This is a genomic window from Stenotrophomonas sepilia, from assembly GCF_003244875.1.
Taxonomy (GTDB): domain Bacteria; phylum Pseudomonadota; class Gammaproteobacteria; order Xanthomonadales; family Xanthomonadaceae; genus Stenotrophomonas; species Stenotrophomonas sepilia.
The window spans coordinates 1-23,161 of sequence record NZ_LXXZ01000098.1; the positions used below are offsets into that span (position 1 = coordinate 1).

19 protein-coding genes and 1 tRNA gene are annotated in these 23,161 nt (G+C 67.7%); 7 read left to right on the forward strand and 13 right to left on the reverse strand.

Annotated features, from left to right (window positions below; all coding sequences use genetic code 11):
• Positions 1–33: 33 nt before the first annotated feature.
• Complete coding sequence (locus A7X97_RS19580; protein WP_088497005.1) at positions 34–2,760, forward strand: bifunctional acetate--CoA ligase family protein/GNAT family N-acetyltransferase; 2,727 nt, start codon at positions 34–36, stop codon at positions 2,758–2,760.
• 55 nt (positions 2,761–2,815) lie between these two features.
• Here the strand turns inward: A7X97_RS19580 and A7X97_RS19585 are convergent, their stop codons facing one another.
• Positions 2,816–3,196, reverse strand: a complete 381-nt coding sequence (locus A7X97_RS19585; protein ID WP_065185897.1) for a YbjQ family protein — start codon at positions 3,194–3,196, stop codon at positions 2,816–2,818.
• Positions 3,197–3,335: 139 nt separating this feature from the next.
• Between A7X97_RS19585 and A7X97_RS19590 the strand changes: the two genes are divergently transcribed.
• Complete coding sequence (locus tag A7X97_RS19590; RefSeq protein WP_072168050.1) at positions 3,336–4,043, forward strand: alpha/beta fold hydrolase; 708 nt, start codon at positions 3,336–3,338, stop codon at positions 4,041–4,043.
• 115 nt (positions 4,044–4,158) lie between these two features.
• Here the strand turns inward: A7X97_RS19590 and dkgB are convergent, their stop codons facing one another.
• Positions 4,159–4,968, reverse strand: coding sequence for a 2,5-didehydrogluconate reductase DkgB (gene dkgB, locus A7X97_RS19595; protein ID WP_088497006.1), 810 nt, complete (start codon positions 4,966–4,968; stop codon positions 4,159–4,161).
• A gap of 246 nt (positions 4,969–5,214) precedes the next feature.
• On the reverse strand, positions 5,215–7,335 hold the full coding sequence (locus tag A7X97_RS19600) for a methyl-accepting chemotaxis protein (RefSeq protein WP_088497007.1): 2,121 nt from the start codon (positions 7,333–7,335) through the stop codon (positions 5,215–5,217).
• Between the two features lie 183 nt (positions 7,336–7,518).
• Between A7X97_RS19600 and A7X97_RS19605 the strand changes: the two genes are divergently transcribed.
• Complete coding sequence (locus A7X97_RS19605; RefSeq protein WP_072168047.1) at positions 7,519–7,974, forward strand: Rrf2 family transcriptional regulator; 456 nt, start codon at positions 7,519–7,521, stop codon at positions 7,972–7,974.
• Complete coding sequence (locus A7X97_RS19610) at positions 7,964–8,869, forward strand: NAD(P)/FAD-dependent oxidoreductase (RefSeq protein ID WP_088497009.1); 906 nt, start codon at positions 7,964–7,966, stop codon at positions 8,867–8,869. The genes A7X97_RS19605 and A7X97_RS19610 overlap by 11 nt, the downstream gene beginning before the upstream one ends.
• 110 nt (positions 8,870–8,979) lie before the next feature.
• On the opposite strand, the gene A7X97_RS19615 is transcribed toward A7X97_RS19610, so the two are convergent.
• The 4 genes from A7X97_RS19615 to A7X97_RS19630 form a co-directional block, all read right to left on the reverse strand.
• On the reverse strand, positions 8,980–10,200 hold the full coding sequence (locus A7X97_RS19615) for an RtcB family protein (protein WP_005420260.1): 1,221 nt from the start codon (positions 10,198–10,200) through the stop codon (positions 8,980–8,982).
• 56 nt (positions 10,201–10,256) lie between these two features.
• On the reverse strand, positions 10,257–11,381 hold the full coding sequence (locus A7X97_RS19620; protein WP_088497010.1) for a slipin family protein: 1,125 nt from the start codon (positions 11,379–11,381) through the stop codon (positions 10,257–10,259).
• A gap of 357 nt (positions 11,382–11,738) precedes the next feature.
• Positions 11,739–11,809: transfer RNA gene (locus tag A7X97_RS19625), tRNA-Gln, on the reverse strand.
• Positions 11,810–12,458: 649 nt separating this feature from the next.
• The gene (locus A7X97_RS19630) at positions 12,459–13,415 is read right to left on the reverse strand and encodes an aldo/keto reductase (RefSeq protein WP_053496774.1); all 957 of its coding nucleotides are present in this window, start codon (positions 13,413–13,415) and stop codon (positions 12,459–12,461) included.
• A gap of 169 nt (positions 13,416–13,584) precedes the next feature.
• Here A7X97_RS19630 and A7X97_RS19635 point away from each other — a divergent pair, with 169 nt between their 5' ends.
• A complete protein-coding gene (locus A7X97_RS19635; protein WP_061478983.1) occupies positions 13,585–14,442 on the forward strand; it encodes a class I SAM-dependent methyltransferase in 858 nt (285 codons plus the stop codon).
• Between the two features lie 242 nt (positions 14,443–14,684).
• Positions 14,685–15,224, forward strand: a complete 540-nt coding sequence (locus A7X97_RS19640; RefSeq protein ID WP_072168044.1) for a pseudouridine synthase — start codon at positions 14,685–14,687, stop codon at positions 15,222–15,224.
• A 94-nt stretch (positions 15,225–15,318) separates the two neighbouring features.
• Here the strand turns inward: A7X97_RS19640 and A7X97_RS19645 are convergent, their stop codons facing one another.
• Both A7X97_RS19645 and hrpB read right to left on the reverse strand, forming a co-directional pair.
• Entirely contained in the window at positions 15,319–15,693 is a 375-nt protein-coding gene (locus tag A7X97_RS19645) for a hypothetical protein (RefSeq protein ID WP_061478985.1), read from the reverse strand.
• 197 nt (positions 15,694–15,890) lie between these two features.
• Positions 15,891–18,395 carry an ATP-dependent helicase HrpB gene (gene hrpB / locus A7X97_RS19650; RefSeq protein WP_088497011.1) on the reverse strand — a complete coding sequence of 835 codons (2,505 nt, stop codon included), beginning with the start codon at positions 18,393–18,395 and terminating at the stop codon, positions 15,891–15,893.
• Positions 18,396–18,462: 67 nt separating this feature from the next.
• Between hrpB and A7X97_RS19655 the strand changes: the two genes are divergently transcribed.
• Positions 18,463–19,260, forward strand: a complete 798-nt coding sequence (locus A7X97_RS19655; protein ID WP_088497037.1) for a TatD family hydrolase — start codon at positions 18,463–18,465, stop codon at positions 19,258–19,260.
• 78 nt (positions 19,261–19,338) lie between these two features.
• On the opposite strand, the gene A7X97_RS19660 is transcribed toward A7X97_RS19655, so the two are convergent.
• The 4 genes from A7X97_RS19660 to A7X97_RS19675 form a co-directional block, all read right to left on the reverse strand.
• Positions 19,339–20,265, reverse strand: a complete 927-nt coding sequence (locus tag A7X97_RS19660) for an NAD-dependent epimerase/dehydratase family protein (protein WP_088497012.1) — start codon at positions 20,263–20,265, stop codon at positions 19,339–19,341.
• Positions 20,262–21,200 (reverse strand): 2-dehydropantoate 2-reductase, encoded by a 939-nt coding sequence (panE, locus tag A7X97_RS19665; protein WP_061478988.1) that lies wholly within the window; start codon positions 21,198–21,200, stop codon positions 20,262–20,264. The genes A7X97_RS19660 and panE overlap by 4 nt, the downstream gene beginning before the upstream one ends.
• Positions 21,201–21,359: 159 nt before the next feature.
• Positions 21,360–22,151: an ABC transporter permease gene (locus A7X97_RS19670; RefSeq protein ID WP_005420226.1), complete on the reverse strand. Its 792-nt coding sequence runs from the start codon at positions 22,149–22,151 to the stop codon at positions 21,360–21,362.
• Positions 22,148–23,116: an ABC transporter ATP-binding protein gene (locus A7X97_RS19675; RefSeq protein ID WP_072168040.1), complete on the reverse strand. Its 969-nt coding sequence runs from the start codon at positions 23,114–23,116 to the stop codon at positions 22,148–22,150. The genes A7X97_RS19670 and A7X97_RS19675 overlap by 4 nt, the downstream gene beginning before the upstream one ends.
• Between the last annotated feature and the right edge of the window lie 45 nt (positions 23,117–23,161).

Genomic DNA, 23,161 nt, shown 5'->3' on the forward strand with positions numbered 1-23,161 from the left:
CCCTCCGTCCCCTTTTTTGGGTACCGTAGGCGCATGAGTACCTACCACCTGCAGTCTGTGTTCCGTCCGCAGTCGGTCGCGGTGATCGGCGGCAGTCCGCGTGAGCGTTCGGCCGGCCGCGCGGTGATGCGTAACCTGCGCGGCACCGGTTTCCCCGGCAAGGTGGCGTGGATCAACCCGCGGCATGCCGAAATCGATGGCATCCGCACGGTCAAGCGCTTGAAGGATCTGGACTGGGTACCGGACCTGGTCGTCATCACCGCACCGGCGGCGATCGTGCCGCAGGTGGTGCGTACCGCCGCCGAGCGCGGCGTGCAGGCGGCGATCATCCTCACCGCGCACCTGGGCGAAGGCCCGGGTTCGTTGTCCGCACAGGTAGAGGCGGTGGCGCGCAAGCATGGCCTGCGCATCCTCGGGCCGCACTGCCTGGGCGTGATCGCGCCGCACGCGCGACTGAATGCCAGTATCGCCGCACATTTCCCGCAGGCAGGCGACCTCGCGCTGATTTCCGAATCCTCGGCGATCGCCGCCGCGCTGGTGGAGTGGGGCGTGGCGCGCTCGGTCGGGTTCTCCGCCGTGGTCTCGCTGGGCGACACGATGGACGTCGACTTCGGCGACCTGCTCGATTACTTCGCCACCGACTACCGCACCCGCGCCATCCTGCTCTATGTCGAGCAGATCAAGGACGCGCGCAAATTCATGTCGGCCGCGCGTGCCGCCGCCCGCGCCAAGCCGGTGGTGGTGGTGAAGTCCGGCCGCGCCGAGCGCGTGCAGCCGGGCAGCCGCGACACCCATGTGCAGGCCCTGGCGCGTGCCGATGATGTGTACGGCGCGGCCTTCAACCGCGCCGGCCTGCTGCGCGTCGGCGCGCTGGACGAGCTGTTCACCGCCGCCGAATCGCTGGGGCGGCTGGGTACCTTCCCCGGTCGTCGCCTGGCCATTCTCAGCAATGGCGGCGGTGTCGGCCGCCTGGCCGTGGACCAGCTGATCGCGCTGCGTGGCACGCTGGCCACCCTGTCCGACAGCACGGTGCAGAAGCTCGATTCGGTATTGCCGCAGGGCTGGTCGCGCAGCAATCCGGTCGACATCGTGGTCGATGCCGATGGCGAGCGCTATGCCGCGGCCATCGAAGCGCTGCTGGCCGACAACGAGAACGACGCGGTGATGGTGGTCAACGTGCCAACCGCGTTCACCTCGTCCGCAGACGCTGCGCAGGCACTGACCCGCACGCTCGGCCTGCGCCCGCGCCATCATCGCGACAAGCCAGTGTTCGCGGTCTGGCTGGGCAACGATGACCAGGCCACCGCCACGCTCAACGCGGCGCGGGTGCCGACCTATCCGACCGAGGCGGAGGCCGTACGCGGCTTCCAGCATCTGGTGCGTTACCGCGAAGCGCAGAACGCCCTGATGGAAACGCCACCCAGCCTGCCGCAGGACTTCAATGTCGATGCGGCGGCCGCGCGAGCGTTGGTTGATGCTGCGCTGGCCAATGGTCAGCAGTGGTTGGACCCGCTGGCCACGCATGAGCTGCTCAAGGCCTACGGCATCCCGTCCGCGCCGGTGATGCACGCGCGTGATGCGCACGAGGCGATGGACCTGGCGCAGCCGCTGCTGGAACGCGGTGCCACGGTCGCGTTGAAGATCCTGTCACCGGACATCCCGCACAAGTCGGAAGTGGACGGCGTGCGCCTGAACCTGTCCACGCTGCCGGCGGTGCAGAGCGCGGCCAACGCGATCCTGTCGCGTGCGCGCCAGCTGCGGCCGGATGCGCGCATCGATGGCCTGCTGGTGCAGCCGACCATCGTCCGCCCGAAGGCGCGCGAACTGATTGTCGGCATCGCCGATGACGCGACGTTCGGCCCGGTGATCGTGGTCGGCCGTGGCGGCACCGCCGTCGAAGTGATCAACGACAAGGCGCTGGCCCTGCCGCCGCTGGACCTGCGCCTGGCCCACGAGCTGATCGGCCAGACCCGCGCTTCGCGCATCCTCAAGGCCTACGGCGATGTGCCCGCCGCCGACGAGCGCGCACTGGCGCTGGCGCTGGTCAAGCTGGCACAGCTGGCCGCCGATATTCCCGAAGTGCGCACGCTGGACATCAACCCGCTGCTGGTCGACAGCAAGGGCATCCTCGCCCTCGACGCGCGCGTGGCAGTGGCACCGTCGCGCATCCTGCACAAGGGCCGTGGCCATCCGCGCTTTTCGGTGTTTCCGTATCCGAAGGAGTGGGAGCGCACCATCGAACTGTCCGATGGCGGCCGGGCCTTCGTGCGCCCGGTGCGGCCGGAGGATGACGCGCTGTTCCGTGCGTTCTTCGCCCGTGTCAGCGACGAGGACCTGCGCCTGCGCTTCTTCCAGTCGGTGAAGCACTTCAGCCACGAATTCATCGCGCGCCTGACCCAGCTCGACTACGCGCGCTCGATCGCGCTGGTAGCGATCGAACCGCGCAGCGGCGAGATGCTGGGCGCAGTGCGCCTGCACGCCGATGCCGATTACCACCGTGGCGAGTACGGCATCCTGATCCGCTCGGACCTGAAGGGCCACGGCATCGGCTGGCGGCTGATGGCGATCATGATCGAGTACGCGAAGTGGCTGGGCCTGGACGTGGTCGAAGGCCAGGTGCTGCGCGAAAACAGCACCATGCTGGCGATGTGCCAGAGCCTGGGATTCAAGACCAGGCTGGACCCGGACGACCCGACGGTGATGATGGTGACCTTGCCGGTGCAGCAGGTCGAGGTGCCCGACGTGCCGCCGGTGGCGTAATTCCAGTAGAGCCGAGCCTACGCTCGGCTGCTTTTGCGTACGCTTGGCGGCTGCATCACCGCACCGGCTCTACCACCACCGCCGTGCCATAGCACAGCACTTCGGTCAGCCCGGTCATCACATCGGTGGCGTCGTAGCGCATGCCGATGATCGCGTTGGCACCCAGCTGCCGCGCGTGCTTGACCATGTCGCGGTAGGTTTCCTCGCGAGCCTGTTCGCACAGCTCGGTGTAGATGGTGATGTTGCCACCGAAGAGCGTCTGGATGCCGCCCAGGAAGTTGCCGACGATCGAACGCGAGCGCACGGTGATGCCGCGCACCACGCCGAGGTTGCGCACGACGCGATGGCCGGGCAGCTCGAAGGCGGTGGTGACCAGCGCATCGTCGAAGCGCAGTGCCGGCGGGGAAGGGGTGCCGCTGTTGTAGGGGTCTGCCATGGTCGCGTCCGTGTCGCTGCCTTCTGTAGAGTCGAGCCATGCTCGACGGGCTGTGCTGCAGTCGAGCATGGCGCGACTCTACAACGCAATCGCCCGTTGCGGCATGGTTCCGTCACCGTGCTGGCGCGACAATATCCCCATGACCGACCGTATCCCCCTGTTGCTGCTGCCCGGCCTGCTCAACGATGCCGAGCTGTGGCGCGCGCAGCTGGCCGACCTGGCCGATATCGCCGACTGCACCGTGGGCGACCAGACCCGTGGCGAGACCCTGCAGGCGGTGGCCGAAGACGTGCTGGCGCAGGCACCGGAGCGCTTTGCGCTGGCCGGGTTCTCGCTGGGCGGCTTCGTGGCCCAGCAGATCCTGCGCATCGCGCCGGAACGGGTGCTGCAGCTGGCGCTGATTGACACCTCGATCCACGCCGACTCGCCGGAGCGCGCCGAGCAGCGGCGCAGCCAGCGCGCCAGCGTGCGTCTGCCGGGGAAGTTCCACGGCTTCGGCGATGTGCTGATGCGCAGCTACATCGACGCCTCGCGGCTGGACGACTACGTGCTGGTGCAGCGCGTGCGCGACATGACCGCTCGCCTGGGCGCGGAAGTGTTCCTGCGCCAGAGCGCACTGGAACGCCGCGATGGCCATGATGTGCTGGCCGGTTATCGCGATCCGCTGCTGATCGTATGTGGCGCCAACGACCGCATTACGCCACTCGCGGTGAGCGAGGAAATGCACGCGATGGTGCCGCACTCGCAGCTGGTGGTGGTGCCCGATTGCGGGCACCTGGCGCCGATGGAGAAACCGGACGAGGTCAGTGCGGCAATGCGTCGGTGGTTGTTGCAGGGCAGGGGATGATCCCCGCGTTCTGGTAGGTGCCGACCTTGGTCGGCACGGCGTTTCATCGATCGGTCAGACGTCTGCGCCGACCAGGGTCGGCGTCTACCAGAGCAGTTGCGCGCCGTCGTTGGAATCAATCCCAGGCTGGGGCGATGCCTTCGGGGTTGGCAAGGCGATGGCCGCGGTCGAGCTTGGCGATCTGTCCCATGTCTTCGTCGGTCAGGCGGATCGCTGCTGCCTCCAGGTTGCTGGCCAGGTTCTCGCGCCTGGTCGAGGACGGAATGACCGAGAAGCCCTGCTGCAGCGCCCAGGCCAGCGCGACCTGCGCCGGCGTGGCCTGGTGGCGGCCGGCAATGGCCTGGATCACCGGGTCCTTGATTACCTCACCATAGGCCAGGCTCATGTAGGCGGTGATGTGGATGCCGTTGTCCTGCAGGAATTTCACCAGCAGGCGGTTCTGCAGGTACGGGTGGATCTCGATCTGGTTGGTGGCGATGGCGCCGGCACCCAGGATGCCGATCGCCTTGCGGGTCTGCGCGATGGTGAAGTTGGAGATGCCGATCTCCTTCGTCAGGCCCTGTGCCTTGGCCTCGGCCAGTGCGGTCAGGTACTCCTCCATCGGCACGTCGACCTTGCCGTTCGGCGACGGCCAGTGGATCAGCGTCAGGTCCACATGATCGGTACGCAGCTTTTCCAGACTGGTACGCAGGCTGGCCAGCAGCGCTTCGCGCTTGAACTCGGTGATCCAGATCTTGGTGGTCAGGTAGATCTCATCGCGCGGCACGCCGGAATCGGCGATGGCCTGGCCGACTTCGGCTTCGTTGCCGTAGATCTGCGCGGTATCGATGGCGCGGTAGCCGACCTCCAGCGCGTTGCGCACGGAATCGATCACGGTCTGGTCTTTGAGGCGGAAAGTGCCAAGACCGAAGGCGGGGACTGTCATGAGGGGCTCCAGCAGTGGGGGAGGGAGACGGGACTATCCACGAAAGGGTAGGCCAGCGGCCGTGTGCATGCCGGCAACGGTGCATTGCACTGCCGTGTACGACCACAGGCCGTAATGAGTGCGGAACGTTGGTCCGCACTGTTCATGCCGCCACCCATGTAGCGTTGGACGCTGCCGGCCAGCGGCCGGCACTACCCCAGTCCGCGCTCCACGGTGGTGCCGGCCGCTGGCCGGCAACCGGATCCCTCAGGCCGCGCGCGCCAACGCGTCCTTCGCTGTCGCCGTGGCCGACAGGTCGAACACATCGACCGCATCGATCAACCGGTTCGCCTGCTGTTCCAGGCTGCGCGCCGCGGCGCTGGCTTCCTCCACCAGCGCGGCGTTCTGCTGGGTGGTGCCGTCCATCTGGATCACCGTCTGGCTGACCTGTTCGATGCCTGCGCTCTGCTCCTGCGACGCCGCGGAGATCTCGGCCATGATGTCGGTCACGCGCTGCACCGAGGCGACGATCTCGGCCATGGTGTCACCGGCCTCGCGCACGCGCTGCGCACCCTCACCGACCTGTTCCACCGACGCCTCGATCAGCGATTTGATCTCCTTTGCCGCCGCCGCAGAGCGCTGCGCCAGGGTGCGCACTTCGCTGGCGACAACCGCGAATCCGCGGCCCTGCTCACCGGCGCGTGCCGCTTCCACCGCAGCGTTCAGCGCCAGGATGTTGGTCTGGAACGCGATGCCATCGATCACGCTGATGATCTCGGCGATCTGCCGCGACGACGTTTCGATCGCACCCATGGTCGCCACCACCTGCCCGACCACGCTGCCACCGTGTGAGGCGACACCCTGTGCACCGATCGCCAGCTGGTTGGCCTGGCGCGCGTGTTCGGCGTTCTGGCGCACGGTGGAGGTCAGCTCTTCCATGGATGCCGCGGTCTCTTCCAGATTGGCGGCCTGCTGCTCGGTACGGCGCGACAGGTCATTGTTGCCGGCGGCGATCTCCGCGGCGGCGGTGTGGATGTTGCCGGAGGCGTGCTTGATGTCGGTGACGATGGTCGCCAGCTGCGTGGCGGTGGTATTGGCATCGCCGGCGATACGCGCGAACACACCCTGGAAATCACCGTGCATGCGTGCACCGAGGCGGCCATCGGCGATCGCGCGCAGCATCGTCGAGACTTCGCCGAGGTTCAGTTCTGTGGTCTGCATCAGGCGGTTCAGGCCATCGACCATCGCGCGGAAGTCATGCTCGAAGCGCGCGCTGTCGCCGCGCTGGCTGAAGTCACCGGCGGCCGCCGCTTCGGCCAGGCGGCGGATTTCGCCGTTGATCGCCCCGAGGTTGTGCTTGACCGCATCCAGCGCTTCGGTGATCACTGCCTTCTCGCCGGGCAGGCGTTCCATGTCCTGGCTGAGGTCGCCGACGGCGTAGCGGCCCATGATCGAGATCGCGCGCATCTTCACCCGGATGTGCGCGTCGACCAGCGTGTTGCAGTCGGCCACCATGGTGCCGAACGCGCCCGGGAAGGCAGCGGCGTCCATGCGATGGCTGATGGTGCCGGCCTCGTGCGCCTGGGCCATCGCGGCCTGCGCATCCAGCACGCCGCGCAGCGTGGACTGCAACGCCTGCATCGCCTGGGCGAGGCGTCCGATCTCGTCGCGGCTGCGCACCTGTACCACGTGCTGCAGGTCGCCGGCAGCCACTGCGCGTGCAGCGGCTTCCACCGCCAGTACCGGCTGCACCACGGCGCGCCGCAGCCACCAGGACAGGCCGATCAGCAACAGCACGGCGGCCAGCACCGTCAGTGACGCGCACAGCAGCAGGGTCTGCCGCGCCTGCTGCGAACGTGCCGCCAGCGCCGCTTCGGCCACCTGCGTGGCATGCCTGCTCAATGCATCCAGTGCGGTCGCCACCGCGCGATCCTTGCCGCGCACGAGGGTGTCGCCGACGGCGGGATCGTAGCCGGCCGCGGCAAATGCCTGCAGCGCCGCGTGATAGTCCTGCTGCAGCTGCGCGTGCAGGCCGATGAACGCCTGCGCCAGTTCACGCGTGCGCGCGTCCGGGCTGGTCACCAGGCCCTTGGCCAGCCGTTCGACCAGGCGGCCTTCGTTGTCGAAGGCGTCCAGATGGCGCTGACGCAACGCGTCGTCGTGACCACGCAGCAGCACGTTCTTCCATTCCTGCACCTGGCCGCGGAACTCACGCTGCAGGCGTTCGGCGTCGCGGCTGTGCGCGACTTCGGGTGGAACCTCGGTGGACAACTTGAACCAGGCGGAGGCCAGGCCAGCCAGCGCGCACAGCAGGACCACGGCCAAGCCAACAGAAACCGCGCCGAGCAGCTTGGACTGCAGGCGCGGAGCACGGACAGACGCATTCATCGGGAAGCACTCTCGGGAAGGGGCAATGCGGTATCGACCCGCCAAGCTCCCGCTGAAGTGCGACGAACATCACATTAGCGTTTCGTTTAGTGATGTGAAGAAAGTGTTTCATAGGACAAATGTGTCCATATGGAACGAATACGGACCCTGGACAGGGGATATAAATGTAACTAATGTAGTTACATGAAATCCGCGAACCTGCTCTCTGACGCCCTGCACGTGATGGCGCACCTGGTCGGCCAGGACGGCCCGCGCACCTCCGAGCAGCTGGCGTCCTGCCTGCCGACCCATCCGGTGGTGATCCGCCGCCTGCTGGCGCAGCTGCACAGGGCGGGCCTGGTTCACAGCGCCCGTGGTCATGGCGGTGGCAGCCAGTTGGCCCGCGATGCCGCAGCCATCACCCTGCATGACGTCTACCTGGCGGTGGGCGCACCGTCGCTGGTGCAGGTCGGTACCCGTGATTCCGGCGGTGGCTGCCCGATCCAGCAGCTGGTCAACAGCGCTTTGCTGGAGGGTGCACGCGAAGCACAGCGCCTGCTCGAACAGCGCCTGCGGGCGACCACGCTGGACAAGCTCGGCGCCGACTTCGCCCGCCATCTCGCCCATCACCGTTCCCTGGAAGGTCACCATGAATCCTGATGTGCTCATCGTCGGCGGCAGCTATGCCGGCATTGCTGCGGGCCTGATCCTGGCCCGTGCCCGCCGCCCGGTCACCGTCATCGACGCCGGTTTGCCGCGCAATCGTTTCGCCAGCCATTCGCACGGGGTGATGGGGCTGGATGGCATCAGCGGTGCCGAGCTGCTGAAGGCCGCGCGCCAGCAGCTGCTGGACTACCCCAGCGTGCGCTGGGTGCATGCCGAGGCCGTGCAGGCCAACGCCAGCGCAGAGGCCGTGGAAGTACGTACCGCCGATGGCCAGGTGCTGGCCGCGCGCAAGCTGCTGCTGGCCAGCGGCATCGCCGACCAGCTGCCGGCGCTGCCGGGTCTGGCCGAGCGCTGGGGCAGCACCGTGCTGCACTGCCCCTACTGCCACGGTTACGAAGTGGGTGGCGGCGCCATCGGCCTGCTTGGTGGCCATCCGATGTCCGCCAGCAAGGCGCCGCTGTTTGCCGACTGGGGCAATGTCACCTTCTTCAGCCAGGGCCTGCCGATCACCGATGAGGAACGGGCTGCCATGCAGCAGCGCGGCGTGCAGATCGAGACGTCACCGGTGCTGCGCGTGCAGGGCGACCAGCCGACCTGGCTGGAGGTGGAGCTGGCCGACGGCCGCCGCATCGCCCAGCGGGCGCTGTTCGTGCCGGCCACCCAGGTGATGGCCACACCGCTGGTGCAGCAGCTGGGCTGCACATTGGCCGAGAGCCCGCTGGGCGAGCTGATCGAGGTCGACATGATGAAGCAGACCTCGGTGCCGAACGTGTATGCCGCAGGCGATGCGACGACGGTCGGCAACATCACCCTGGCCATGGCCGAAGGCGTGCGCGCGGGCATCGGCGTGCACCACGCGCTGGTGGCCGAAGACAGCGTCGTGCGCTGAACGTTGCACAGGTAGAGGCCGACCCTGGTCGGCGCCGTTCCATCCACGCATGGCGTGGATCTACTGCAATTGGGTGCGGTGGGTGCCGGCCTTGGCCGGCACCGCCCCATTTACCCCTTCACGCACAACACCTGGCGCAGGGTGTGCACCACGTCGACCAGGTCCAGCTGCGCGGCCATCACATCGTCGATCGACTTGTACGCGGCCGGTGACTCGTCCAGCACGCCGCTGTCCTTGCGGCATTCCACATGCGCGGTGGCCTCGCGGTGCTGGGCCAGCGTGATCTGCTGGCGCGCGGCGCCACGGCTCATCACCCGGCCGGCACCGTGACTGCAGCTGTGGAAGCTGTCCGCGTTGCCCTTGCCACGCACGATGTAGCTGCGCGTGCCCATGCTGCCGGGAATGATACCCAGCTCACCCTCGCGGGCACTGACGGCCCCCTTGCGCGTCACCAGCAGCTCCTGCCCGTGGTGCGTTTCCTTCTGCACGTAGTTGTGGTGGCAGTTCACTGCCATCGCCGCCAGCTGGAACTTCGGCAGCCGGTGGCGCATCTCGGCCAGCACGCGCGACATCATCGCCTCGCGGTTCTGCCGGGCGTAGTCCTGCGCCCACGACACGGCTTCGACGTAGTCATCGAACAGCGGCTCGCCTTCCATGAAGAACGCCAGGTCCTTGTCCGGCAGGTGGAAGCCGAGCACGCGCCGGGCCAGTTCCTCGCGCGCCTTCTCGATGAAGTAGGTACCGATCAGGTTGCCGGTGCCGCGCGACCCGCTGTGCAGCATCACCCACACCGTGTCGGTCTCGTCCAGGCACAGTTCGATGAAGTGGTTGCCACCACCCAGCGTCCCGAGCTGGCGGTCGAGCTTGTCGGTACGGATCCTGCGGTGCCTGTCCTTGATCTTCTCCAGGCCGGCGGCCAGCCCGGACTGCACCAGCCGGGTATGGATGCTGTCGGGCATGCGCTGATGCTCGCCGCCGCGCCCGTTGCCGACCGGGATGCTGCGCTCGATGCTGTTGCGCAGCTGCCGCAGGTCATCGGGCAGGTCGTTGGCGCGCAGCGTGGTGCGCACGGCCGCCATGCCGCAGCCGATGTCGACGCCGACCGCCGCCGGGATGATTGCACCGCGGGTCGGGATCACCGAGCCGACGGTCGCGCCCTTGCCCAGGTGCACGTCCGGCATCACCGCCACCCACGGCCCGACGAACGGGATCGCGGCGATGTTGCGCAGCTGCTCATGCGCCTGCGCCTCCAGTGGCACGCCGTTGACCCAGCCCTTGATCGGCGTGCTGCCCTCGGCATGCAGCCATTGATAATTGTGTTGAGTGTCCATGTCTTCGTGTATGTCCTTGATGGGCCGGCGGCGCGTCCCTGCGCCACCGCGACCCCCTACCTGATCGTCACCAGCTGCTTCAGCACGCCGTCCAGGCCGCCGAACACGGTGAGCGTGTCGATCTTCTCGGTGACCTTCTCCAGCGCCTCCAGCTCCTTCAAGCGCATCAGCACCGGGTTGTCCTCGATCAGCTTTGCGGTGTTGAGCTGCGAACGGGTGGCATTGGCCTCCTCGCGGCGGCGGATCACGCTGGCCTGGGCCTGCTTCTCGGCCAGCACCACGCCGTTGAGGATCTCCTTCATCTCGCCCGGCAGGATCACGTCCTTGATGCCCACGCCAAGCAGACGTACACCGTGGCCCTCGATCGCCGCCTGCACATGGGCGGCGATCTCACCGTCCAGTGCTGCCTTGTCGCCCAGCAGCTCGTCCAGGCTGCGCGCGGCAATCGCCTGGCGCAGGCCGAACTGCAGCTGCCGGTAGACAAACTCATCGGCATTGCTGAGCGTGCGGTGTGCCCGCACCGGGTCGACCACCTGCACGGTCGCGGCCAGGTTCACCCGCAGGGTCACCTTGTCGCGGCTGAGCAGCTCCTGGCCGGACACGTCCAGCGACCGCGCACGCAGCTCCACACGCTCCACCGACACGTTGCCGTTGAAGTTCCAGAACGCGTGCAGGCCGGCGTCCAGCGTCTGCCGCAGCGTGCCATCGATGAACAGCAGGCCCACCGACTCGCTCGGCACGCTGCTGATCACCGCCACACGCGGCAGCACGCCCAGCTGGCCCAGGCGCTGCTGCACGTCCGCCGGAATGCGCGGCTCGTCACCCAGCGCCATCACGCGCACCTGGGTGTCGACCGAACCGCGCCAGTACAGGCGACGGCTGCCCGGCGGCAGCACTTCATCGATGCGGCCATTGCGCAGCAACAGGCCAACTTCGCTGGCGCCGACGTTGGCCAGCACGAAGTGCGTCTCCAACTGCGCGCCCAGTGCTTCGATCAGGCTGTCCTGGTCGCTGCCGGTGTAGGCCGCGCCCTTCGATGCGGTGTGGATGTCCACCTGCGGGCGGCCGCCGAACGGCGACAGGCGGTGCACGCCCGGCAGCAGGATCTGCTGGAAACGACGGTTGCGATACACCAGGCCGCGCTCGCCGTCGCCGATCACGACCTTGATGGTCCAGAACATGGGAGTCTCTCCTTGTATGGCTCTGGTGGTTCGACCCGTTGCGGATGAATCACCATGACCCGGGTCGATCAGGTCGTGGCGAGGCCGCCTGCACACCACGTGCAGGCAGCGGAAGAGGGCGGCCATCGGCGGACGGTCCGCGCGCGGAGCCTTCGGTGCACCGGCAGTGCTGCCATCGTCGTTCCCGGCAGGCAGCACCGGGGCGGAACGTGGCTGGCAGTGACGGCGGGCCGAGGCCCGGCGTGCGGTCCGCTGCCTTCCACGCCCCCGCCCGAAGGCAGTGACCGTGGACGGCGACGATGGCCGCTGGGGCTTGCGCCCCGGGTGTTGCTTCAATTCATGACGTGACAGGTCATGTGGTTGGAGTGGGAGTCGAACCCACGACAGACGGAATCAGGATCCGTTGCTCTACCCGACTGAGCTATCCAGTGGTGAACCGCGCGGAATCGAACCGCGTACCGGCGAACCGGCGCCTGCCTCCAGCAGGCGATCCAGGCGATGGCTTGTCCGCGACCTCCGGCATACGCCACGGCAACGCCGCGCGCACCAGCCCGTGGTGGAAACGGGACCGTTGGAGAATCGAGGGTGCAGGCCACCGACATTATCGGCGAGCGATAATGTTTGGCTGCAATGCAGATAATGTCCAGGCGTTGCCGTGCACGCGGAGAAAATCCTCCGGCGCGGCAGAAAAACCTGGATCAGTGAGCGGCGGGTTGCCGCGCGGGGTGCAGTTCTGGCATCGCGGGTCCTTGTGCCGACGCAAACGAAAACGCCCCCGGGACTTGCGTTCCGAGGGCGTCGTCAGGCCTCGGAGATCGGGGTGGCCGATCTCCGCAGGGCGGGTATCAGGCCGTTGTCAGCTGGTCTTCCTTGCCGAACGCGCGCGCCGGCCGGTCCATGCGCAGGCATGGCAGCAGTTTGGCGATGGCGACGGAATGCGCGTTCAAGGGAAGTTTCCAGTGGGTGTTGAAACGAGGTGCGCACGATAAACCACGATTTAGTCGCGTGCAACCATTTTGTTGAATTATTTTCTTCGATGTACGTGTCATGCCGGCCAGCGGCCGGCACAACCGGGTCTCATGATTCGGCGCTGGCGGCATCCAGCTGCGCGACATCCTGCACGCTCAGCGATACGTTGGCTGCGGCCAGCAGGTCGTGCAGCTGTTCGACGCTGGTAGCGCTGACGATCGGCGCGGTGATCGACGGCCGCGCGATCTGCCAGGCCAGTGCGATCTGCGCAGCGCTGGCGCTGTGCTTGCTGGCTACGTCATCCAGCGCCTGCAGGATGCGCAGGCCGCGCGGGTTCAGATAGCGCTTCACCACCGTCTCGCCACGTGCCGGGCTCTTGGCTGCATCGGCCGGCGTGCGGTACTTGCCACTGAGGAAGCCACTGGCCAGCGCGTAGTAGCCGATCACGCCGATCTGCTCGCGCTGCACCAGCGGTTCCAGTTCCTTTTCGTAGCCGGCGCGGTCATACAGGTTGTACTCCGGTTGCAGGGTTTCGTAACGCGGCAACTTGTAGTCGGTGGACACCTTCAGCGCATCGGCCAGGCGCGTGGCGCTGTAGTTGGAAGCACCGATCGCACGCACCTTGCCGGCCTCGATCAGGCGGCCGAACGCGGCCAGCGTGGCTTCCAGCGGCGTCGACTCGTCATCCTCGTGGGCCTGGTACAGATCGATCACGTCGGTCTGCAGCCGGCGCAGCGAATCCTCGACCGCCGCATTGATGTTGTCCGGGGTCAGGCCGGGGCGTTCGGCCCACTTGGCCACCTTGGTCGCCAGCACCACCTTGTCGCGCTTGCCGCTGCGGGCGAACCACTTGCCGATCAGCGTTTCCGATTCCCCGCCCGAATTGCCCGGCACCCAGGCCGAGTAAACGTCGGCGGTGTCGACCAGGTTGAAGCCGGCATCGACGAAGGCATCGAGCAGGGCGAAGCTGGCCTTCTCATCGGCGCTCCAGCCGAACACGTTGCCACCGAAGGCGAGCGGACGTACATGCAGGCCGGAACGGCCCAGTTCGCGGGTTGCCGTCATGGGCACGGACTCCTTGGGGGAAGTGTTCCAGAATAGAACGCGATGTGTGACCGTGCTGCGGCGACGACCACAAAACAGTGTTCCGCGACGCGCACGCCGCTAACGTTTTGTGAACACCTGGGACGCTGCGACTGCTAGTCTCGCCGCATCTTCCGCTGGAGTCGTCCCGATGATGCCTGCTTCGTCCCTGCGTGGTTGCCGACTGCTGCTTGCTTCGGCCCTGCTTGCTGCTGTTCCCGCGTTCGCCGCACCGGCCACGGTGGCACCGGCGAAGATCGAGGTCTTGCCGGCCATCGACGCGGCGGTGAAGGCGCCCACCCGCGATGCCAACAACGTCAAGCGCGATGGCTTCCGCCATCCGGCGCAGACGCTGTCGTTCTTCAAGGTAGCGCCGGAAAAGACCGTCATCGAGATCACCCCCGGCAACGGATGGTATTCGGAAATCCTGGCGCCGCTGCTGCATGACAAGGGCCACTACGTCGCTGCGGTGGTCGATCCGATGGCGGTGCCCGAAGGCCGTGGCCGTGACTACCAGCAGCGCAGCCGCGACAGCCTGGAAAAGAAGTACGCCGGTGCACCCGCGCAGTTCGGCAAGACCGCCGTGGTCGCCTACGATCCGGCCAAGCCGGTGTTCGGCCCGGCCAATTCAGCCGACGTGGTGCTGACCTTCCGCAACGTGCACAACTGGCGCAAGGCCGGCCAGGCGCAGGGCATGTTCCAGGGCTTCTTCAACGTGCTCAAGCCGGGTGGCGTGCTGGGCGTGGTCGAGCATCGCGCCAAGACCGACGTGGCCGACGACGATGACACCGGCTATGTCGGCCAGCAGCAGGTGATCGCGATGGCCGAGGCCGCCGGTTTCAAGCTGGACGCGCGCAGCGAGGTCAACGCCAACCCGCGCGACACCAAGGACCACCCCAATGGCGTGTGGACGCTGCCCCCGACCAACCAGCACGACAAGGCCGATGATGCGAAGTACCAGGCGATCGGCGAAAGCGACCGCATGACCCTGCGTTTCATCAAGCCGTAAGCCGGCACGCCCTGTTGCCAGCGCGGAGTGCCCCGTAGAGCCGAGCCGATGCTCGGCTCATTGCGCGCAGCGCGACGGAGTACAACAGCAGCCGAGCGCGGGCAATGCCGGCCGTCCTGACCGGCACCCTTCGGACCGTCGCACGCGACGTTGGCAGCGGCTCCTGCCGCTGCCTCCGGTTCTACAGTTGCCTGGGCGCGAGGCGTGGGACAATGCCCCACCCGCCGCCCGCCGTGCCTGCAATGCTGATCGCCTTCAACAAGCCCTTCAACGTGCTCTGCCAGTTCACCGACCGCAGCGTGCCGCCGCGGCCGACCCTGGCCGGGTTCGGCCTGCCGCCGCGCGTGTACGCCGCTGGCCGGCTCGACCATGACAGCGAGGGCCTGCTGCTGCTGACCGACAACGGCACGCTGGCGCACAAGCTCACCGACCCCAGGCACAAGGCCGACAAGACCTACTGGGTGCAGGTGGAAGGCACGCCCAGTGACGAGCAGCTGCAACAGCTGCGCGACGGCGTGGTACTCAACGATGGGCCGACCCTGCCGGCGAAGATCGAGCGCCTCGATCCAGCACCATTGCTGTGGACGCGCGATCCGCCGGTACGCTTCCGCAAGACCGTGCCGGACAGCTGGTTGGCGATCACGATCCGCGAAGGCCGCAACCGCCAGGTGCGGCGGATGACAGCGGCAGTGAACCTGCCGACGTTGCGGCTGGTGCGGGTGTCGATGGGACCGTACCGGCTGGAGGACCTGCAGCCCGGACAGTGGCGGCAGATCGGTTGAAACAGAAAGGGCCGGATACCTCGCGGCATCCGGCCCTCATGGAGTGCCTTGGGGTCAGAGCCCTTCCTGTGGAAGGGATCCGACCCCGGCAGGCTCAGGCGTCGCTGCCGATATCGCTGTGCTCGTCCACGACGGTGTCGTTGCGGCGGTCACGCGCGCTGATGCGCTGCGCCTGCCCATTCACCACATGGCCATTGGCAGCCTTCTTCTTCTGCTGCTTGCGGTACAGCGCATAGCCGAGCAGGCCGACACCCACCGCAGCAGCGGCCACGGCCACGGCCGGATTGCGGCGCACGAACTTGGTGGCGACCTTGCCGCCGGTCTTCACTGCGCCGAGGGCGGCGCCGGTCTTGATCCAATCCGCGTTGCGCAGGCTGCCACCGGCGCTCTTCAGGCCATCGCCAGCGGTGTGGGCCAGCTCCAGGGCGCGCTCCAGAGCGCGGTCGGTGATTACGGTCAGCTTGCTCATGCGGGGGTCCTTTGCCTCGGGTCGAAGTCCAGTGTCGCGCGTTGCCCGTAAACGGTATGTCAGTCGGGGACGCACGTGGTGTGACTCTACCGCAGCCATTCAGGATCAGGCAGGGTCCCAAACCGGTAGCCGGCCGCTGGCCGGCAGTCCCGGGCACCCTGTGGAATGCATTGCCGGCCAGCGGCCGGCACTACCCGTCAGGTTCCACGCGGCTTGGCGCGGTGCGTGGCTGTCGCGGTCCACGGATCGTCCGGCCACGGATGGCGCGGGTAACGGCCCTTCATTTCCTTTTTCACTTCGGCGTAGGTGTTTTCCCAGAAGTTGCGCAGGTCCTGGGTGACCTGCAGCGGGCGGCCGCCGGGGGAGAGCAGGTGCAGGGTCAGCGGCACGCGGCCATCGGCGATGCGCGGCGTGTCGGCCAGGCCGAACAGTTCCTGCAGTTTCACCGCCAGCACTGGCGGCAGCGGATCACCACTCTCGCTGTCCAACGCGTAGGTGATCGGCCGCTCCAGCCCGGACGGCACGGTGATGCGGGTCGGCGCATTGCGCTCGACCAGCTGCCGTTGTGACCATTCCAGCGGCGACTTCAGTGCCTCGCCGAAACTGGCCTCATCCAGCGCGTCCAAGCGGCTCTTGCCGGCGAACGCGGGTTGCAGCCACTGCGTGAGATTGGCCAGCAGGGCCGCGTCGCTGCAGTCGGGCAGGTCCAGCTCCGGCATCCAGCGCCGCAGTGACTCGACGCGCGCCTGCCACTGGCGCAGGCCCTCGGTCCACGGCAGCGCCTGCAGACCGAGTTCAGCCACCGCGTCGGTCAGTGCCTGCGCGGCGTGCTGCGGATCGACCCGGCCGGCCGAGCGGCTGTCCAGCACGATGCGGTCGAAACGGGTCTCGCGCAGCGCCACCAGGGCGCGTCGTTCGCTGTCCCAGCGCACCACGTCTTCAGTGACGAAGCGCTCCGGCCACGCCTTGCGCAGCCGATCCTCGTCCACCGGTGCGGCGCGCAGCAGCAGTGCATCGCGCGCCTCGAAGCGCAGTTCGCTGGCCACCAGCCACGGCTCACCGCGCAGGTCGCTCAGCTCGTGCAGGCGCGCGCTGCGGCCATTGGCCAGCAGGTAGCGCAGAGGATCGCTGGGATGCTGGAAGCCAATCCGGTCAGGGAAGGCATGAGCGAGCAGGTCGCCCAGCTCATGGGCCTCGATGCTGGCCGGCGGCGTGGCTTCGCAGCGCAGGCGGCTACGCCACTGCTTGGCGGCGGCATCGATCGCGGCCAGCCCGCTGCGGTTGGCATCGCCCGGTGTGCGGCCATTGCGGAACGCGGCCAGTGCGCGCCAGCGGGCCGCCAGCGCGTCGCCGCCCTGGCGCAACGGGTCGCGCGCCTCCAGCAGCGCGGCCAGGTCGGCAGCCAGCGCCTGGGCGCGGGCATCGGGCGCTGCCAGCAGCATCGCCGCCATCCGTGGATGCGTGCCCAGCGCCAGCACACGCCGGCCCAGTTCGGTGATCGCGCCACTGCTGGACAGGGCGCCGAGCCGCTGCAGCAGTTCGCGCGCGGCACCCATCGGGCCGGCCGGTGGCGGATCGAGGAAGCGCAGATCGCTGCTGCCCCAGGCCGCCAGCTCCAGTGCCAGTCCGGCCAGTTCCACCTGGTCGATCTCGGCGCGGCGCTGCGGTTCCAGCCGCTGCGACTGTGGCCACAGCCGCCAGGCCACGCCCTCGGCGACGCGGCCGGCGCGGCCCGCGCGCTGGTCGGCCGATGCCTGCGCGATGGCCACCACGTCCAGCCGGGTGAAACCACTGTTGGGGTCGTAGCGCGGTTCGCGTGCCTGGCCGCTGTCGATCACCACGCGCACGCCGGGCAACGTCACCGACGACTCGGCGACGTTGGTCGCCAGCACCACGCGCCGGCGGCCATCGCTGGCCACCTGAAGTACGCGCGCCTGTTGTTCCACCGGCAGTTCACCGTGCAGCGCCAGGACCTCGACATCGCCATTGAGCGATTCCTGCAGGCCCGCCTGCACCCGCGCGATCTCGCGCTGGCCGGGCAGGAACACCAGCAGGTCACCGGGGTGCTGGGCCAGGGCCTGCTGCACCGCGCGGCGCACCTGCAGTTCCAGCGCCTCATCGCGGCGCGCCGGGAAATGGCTGATCGCCACCGGGTAGCTGCGGCCCTCGCTGCTCAGCCGCGGCGCATCGAGAAAACGTGCCAGCCGCTCGCCGTCCAGCGTGGCCGACATCACCACCAGGCGCAGGTCATCGCGCAGCTGCGCCTGCACATCCAGCGCCAGCGCCAGGCCGAGGTCGCCGCTGAGATGGCGCTCGTGGAATTCGTCGAACAGGATCGCACCGACCTCTTCCAGCATCGGGTCGTCCTGCAGCACGCGGGTCAGGATGCCTTCGGTGACGACCTCGATGCGCGTGCGCGCCGAAACCTTGTTTTCGAAGCGGATGCGGTAGCCGACCGTGCCACCGACCTCCTCGCCCAGCTGCCGCGCCATGAACAGCGCGGCGCTGCGGGCTGCGACCCGCCGTGGTTCCAGCAGGATGATCTTGCGGCCCTGCAGCCACGGTGCGTCGAGCAGTGCCAGTGGCACCTGGGTGGTCTTGCCGGCACCGGGCGGGGCCTCCAGCACCAGTCGCTGATGCGCGGCCAGATGTTGCTGGATCTGCGGCAGCAGCGGGGAAATCGGGAAGAGCGGGGCGTTCATGTGCAAAGGATAAGGGGGCACGGCGGGCGCAGGTACAATGCGCGGGCACTTTTCCCCCGCGATGACCATGCACCTGATCGATATCGGCGCCAACCTGACCCACGACTCCTTCGACCGCGACCGCGATGCCGTGCTGGACCGCGCGCGCCAGGCCGGCGTGGTGCAGATGGTCATCACCGGCGCCAGCCGCGAGCACTCGCCGCTGGCGTTGCAGCTGGCCCAGCAGCACCCCGGCTTCCTGTACGCCACCGCCGGCGTGCACCCGCACCACGCGGTGGAATACACCGAGGAATGCGATGCCGAGATGCGCGCGCTGCACGCGCATCCGGAAGTGGTGGCGGTGGGGGAGTGCGGGCTGGACTACTTCCGTGACTTCTCGCCGCGCCCGGCCCAGCACCGCGCGTTCGAGCGCCAGCTGCAGCTGGCGGCAGACAACGGCAAGCCACTGTTCCTGCACCAGCGTGATGCGCATGCCGACTTCATGGCACAGATGAAGAACTTCGAAGGTCGCATCGGTCCGGCGGTGGTGCATTGCTTCACCGGCGAACGCGGTGAGCTGTTCGATTACCTGGACCAGGATTGGTACATCGGCATCACCGGCTGGCTGTGCGACGAGCGCCGTGGCGCGCACCTGCGCGAACTGGTGAAGAACATCCCGGCCAACCGCCTGATGATCGAGACCGACGCGCCGTACCTGCTGCCGCGCACGCTGAAGCCGATGCCGAAGGACCGGCGCAACGAGCCGATGTTCCTGTCGCACATCGTGGAAGAGCTGGCACGTGACCGTGGCGAGGACGTTGCGGTGACCGCGGCCAATGCCACGGCGGCCGCCCGCGCGTTCTTCCGCCTGCCCGACGCGGGTTGATCCGTAGAGCCGAGCCCATGCTCGGCTTATCGCGCGCAGCGCGAAAGACGCAAAGAGCAGCCGAGCATGGGCTCGGCTCTACAAAGCGCTGTCCGGTAGCGCCGGGCCATGCCCGGCGAGCGAAGCGGCAAGGTCCGTCAGGCCTTCACGGTAACTCGGGAAGCGCGGCTGCCACCCCAGCGCTTCACGCGTGCCACGGCTGTCGATGCGCTTGTTGCTCTCGTAGAAGCGCCGCAGCGTCGGGCTCAGTACCGGGTCATCCCAGGCCACGGCGGGCGGCAGCGCAAACCCGCCCAGCTTCGCGGCGAAGGCCAGCACATCCTGCGGCGGCGCCGGTTCGTCGTCGCTGGGCAGGTAGAGACCCTGCCGGGCCGGGCGCCGCATTGCGGCGATGATGACGGTTGCCAGGTCATCCACGTGCAGTCGGTTGAACACCTGGCCCGGGCGAACCACGTGGCGCGCACGCCCCTGCGCCAACTGCACCAGCGCATTGCGACCCGGCCCGTACAGGCCGGGCAGGCGGAATGCCGCCGAGGCGATGCCGCGTTGTCCGGCCAGTGCGCGCCACTGGGCTTCCGCGAGCAGGCGCTGCACGCCAGCCGCTTCAGTGGCGTCGGCCGCGCTGCGCTCGTCGATCCAACCGCCGGCGCGGTCGGCATACACCGAGGTCGACGACAGATAGCCGACCCAGCGCAATGCCGGGCTGGCCTGCAGCGCGGGCAGCAGCAGGCGCAGTGCCGGGTCGCCCTCCGCGTCGGGCGGCACGCTGCACAGCACGGCATCGGCCTGCGCGATCACATCGAGCAGGGCAGGCGACGGTGGCGTGTCGGCGTGCAGCTGATGCCGTGGCAGGCCATCGTCCGGCGCGAACGAGGGATCGCGCACTGTGCCGGCCACGCCTATGCCGTGCGCCTGCAGCTGCGCGGCCAGCACGCGTCCGCTCCAGCCCAGCCCGAGAATCAGTACCCGCGCGGGCAATAGGCTGGCCTGCAAGGCGGGACTCACGCGACCCGCAGTGCCTGGTAGGCCTGCAGACTGCTGTAGGCAACCTGCAGCAGCAGGGCTTCCTGATCAGCCCTGCGCGCACGCACCAGCATGTCGCCAACAATCTGTTCGGCCTCCACCTGCTGGCCGGCCTCCAGATCACGCAGCATCGAGGCCTTCAACGCCGAGCCGGCCTGGGTCAGCGTGCCGCGCGCAGTGTCCTGCGCTGCCTCCGGAACCGGTTCACCGGCGGCTTCGGCGACGGCCAGGCACTCGTCGTAAAGGCCACGTACGATCGCCTCGCCATCATCGGTGGCGACGATGGTGCCGATATCCGCACGCAGCAGGCAGGTGGCTGCGGCCAGCGCGGTCAGGAAGGTGTACTTGATCCACTGTTCCTGGCCGATACGTTCGCTGGCAAGGTGATCAAGGTTGGCCTTCGCGCAGACCGCAGCCAAGGCGCGCACGCGCGCGGAGATCGCGCCGCCGTCGCGCTCGCCGAAGGTGAGCTTGGCCGGCTTGCCCAGATGCAGCACCGCGCCATCGGGCGCCTTGGTGGCGCTGATGAAGCACAGGCCGCCGAGCACCGCGTCGCGGCCAAAGCGCATATCCAGTGCGTTGTAGTGGTGCAGACCGTTGAGGATCGGCAGCACGGTGGTGTTCGCTCCGACTGCCGGGGCGATGGCATCGATCGAACTGTCCAGGTCGTAGGCCTTGCAGCTGAGGATGACCAGATCGAAGGGCTTCTGCGCGGCCAGTGCGGGCAGTGCATCAGCAGTGACGTGCTGAACCGGGAAACGCGCATCACCCAGTGGGCTGCGGATGACCAGGCCATCATGGTCCAGCTGCGCGGCGCGCGCGGGGCGCACGAGGAAGGTCACGTCCACGCCGGCCTGGGCCAGGCGGCCACCGAAGTAACCGCCGGTACCGCCGGCGCCGAGGATCAGGATGCGCATTGCACGTTCACCGTTTTCTGGGGGGAATCAGAACTGCGATTGTGCCGGAGATTGCAGGCAAAAAAGAGCCGAGCATAGGCTCGGCTCTACAGACTGCTGCATCCACGCATGGCGTGGATCTGGTGTTGCCGGCCAGCGGCCGGCACTACCACGCAGGTCTCAGCTGCGCATGCCCACACCACGGCGCAGCAGCCACAGGGCCAGCGCCGTCAGCACCACCACGAAACCGATCATCAGGCCGTAGGCCACCGGCAGCGGCACATCGCTGCTACCCAGCAGGCCATAGCGGAACGCGTTGACCATGTAGAAGATCGGGTTCGCGTGCGTGGCCGCTTCGGCCCAGCCCGGCAGCAGCTTCACCGAATAGAACACGCCACCCAGGTAGGTCAGCGGGGTCAGGATGAAGGTCGGCACGATCGCCACGTCATCGAACTTCTTCGCATACACCGCATTGATGAATCCGGCCAGCGAGAAGATCGTCGCGCCGAGGATCACCGTGGTCAGCATCACGATCGGATGCGGGATTCGCACCGGGGTGAAGAACATCGCGATGATCAGCACGATCACGCCGACCATCAGGCCGCGCAGCACGGCACCGGCCACGTAGCCCCACAGGATCACCCAGTTCGGCATCGGGCTGACCAGCAGTTCTTCGACGTGGCGGCCGAACTTGGCACCGAAGAACGAGGAACTGATGTTGCCGTAGCTGTTCTGGATCACGCTCATCATCACCAGGCCCGGCACGATGAACTGCATGTAGGTGTAGCCGCCCATGTCACCCACGCGCGACCCGATCAGGTTGCCGAAGATCAGGAAGTACAGGGTCATGGTGATCGCCGGCGGCACCAGGGTCTGGCCCCAGATGCGCATGATGCGGGCGACTTCGCGGCGCACGATGGTCATCAGCGCGATGCGGTTGCGCTGGCCGTCGGTCAGCTCGGTGGTGCTCATGCAGGCTTCTCCATGTTGCCGGTGAGGCGCACGAACAGCTCCTCCAGGCGGTTGCTCTTGGTACGCATCGAACGCACGCGGATACCCGCCTCGTTCAGCGTGGCGAACACGCGGTTGAGGTCCATCGCGCGTGGCATGTCGATGTCCAGCGTGTGCGGATCCGGCGCGGTCAGCGTCGCGCCCTCGATCACCGGCAGCTGCGCCGGCAGGTCACCGTCGATGTCCAGCAGGAAGCCTTCCACGTCCAGCTTGGCCAGCAGGGTGCGCATCGGCCCCTGCTCGACGATCTGGCCATGGTTGATGATCGCCAGGTGGCGGCACAGGTACTCGGCCTCTTCCAGGTAGTGGGTGGTGAGGATGATCGTGGTGCCGGCACCGTTGATCTCCTTCAGCACGCGCCACATGTCGCGGCGGATCTCGATGTCCACGCCGGCGGTGGGTTCGTCCAGGATCAGCAGCCGCGGGCGGGTCATCATCGCGCGGGCGATCATCAGCCGGCGCTTCATGCCGCCGGACAGCGTGCGGCTCATCACCTGCGCCTTTTCCCACAGGTGCGCGCGCTTCAGTTCTTCTTCGGCGCGCTGCTCGGCTTCCTCGCGCGGCACGCCGTAGAAACCGGCGTAGTTCACCAGGATGTCGAAGGGCTTTTCGAACAGGTTGAAATTGATTTCCTGCGGCACCAGGCCGATCAGGCGCATGGTGGCGCTGCGGTTCCGCACCAGGTCGCTGCCGAACACTTCCACCTGGCCCTCGCTGAGGTTGACCAGGGAGCTGATGATGCCGATCAGGGTCGACTTGCCCGCCCCGTTGGGGCCGAGCAGGGCGAAGAAGTCGCCCGGGGCCACTTCCAGGGAAACGCCCTTCAGGGCCTGGGTGCCGTTGTCATAGGTCTTGCGCAGGTCGCGCACGCGCAGGGCGGGCGCCGTATCGTTCTGGGATGCCAAGCTCGAAGCCTTCGCGCCCATGGGCTGGCGCTGGAGAGGGGCGGGGAGGGGCTATTATAGAAGACC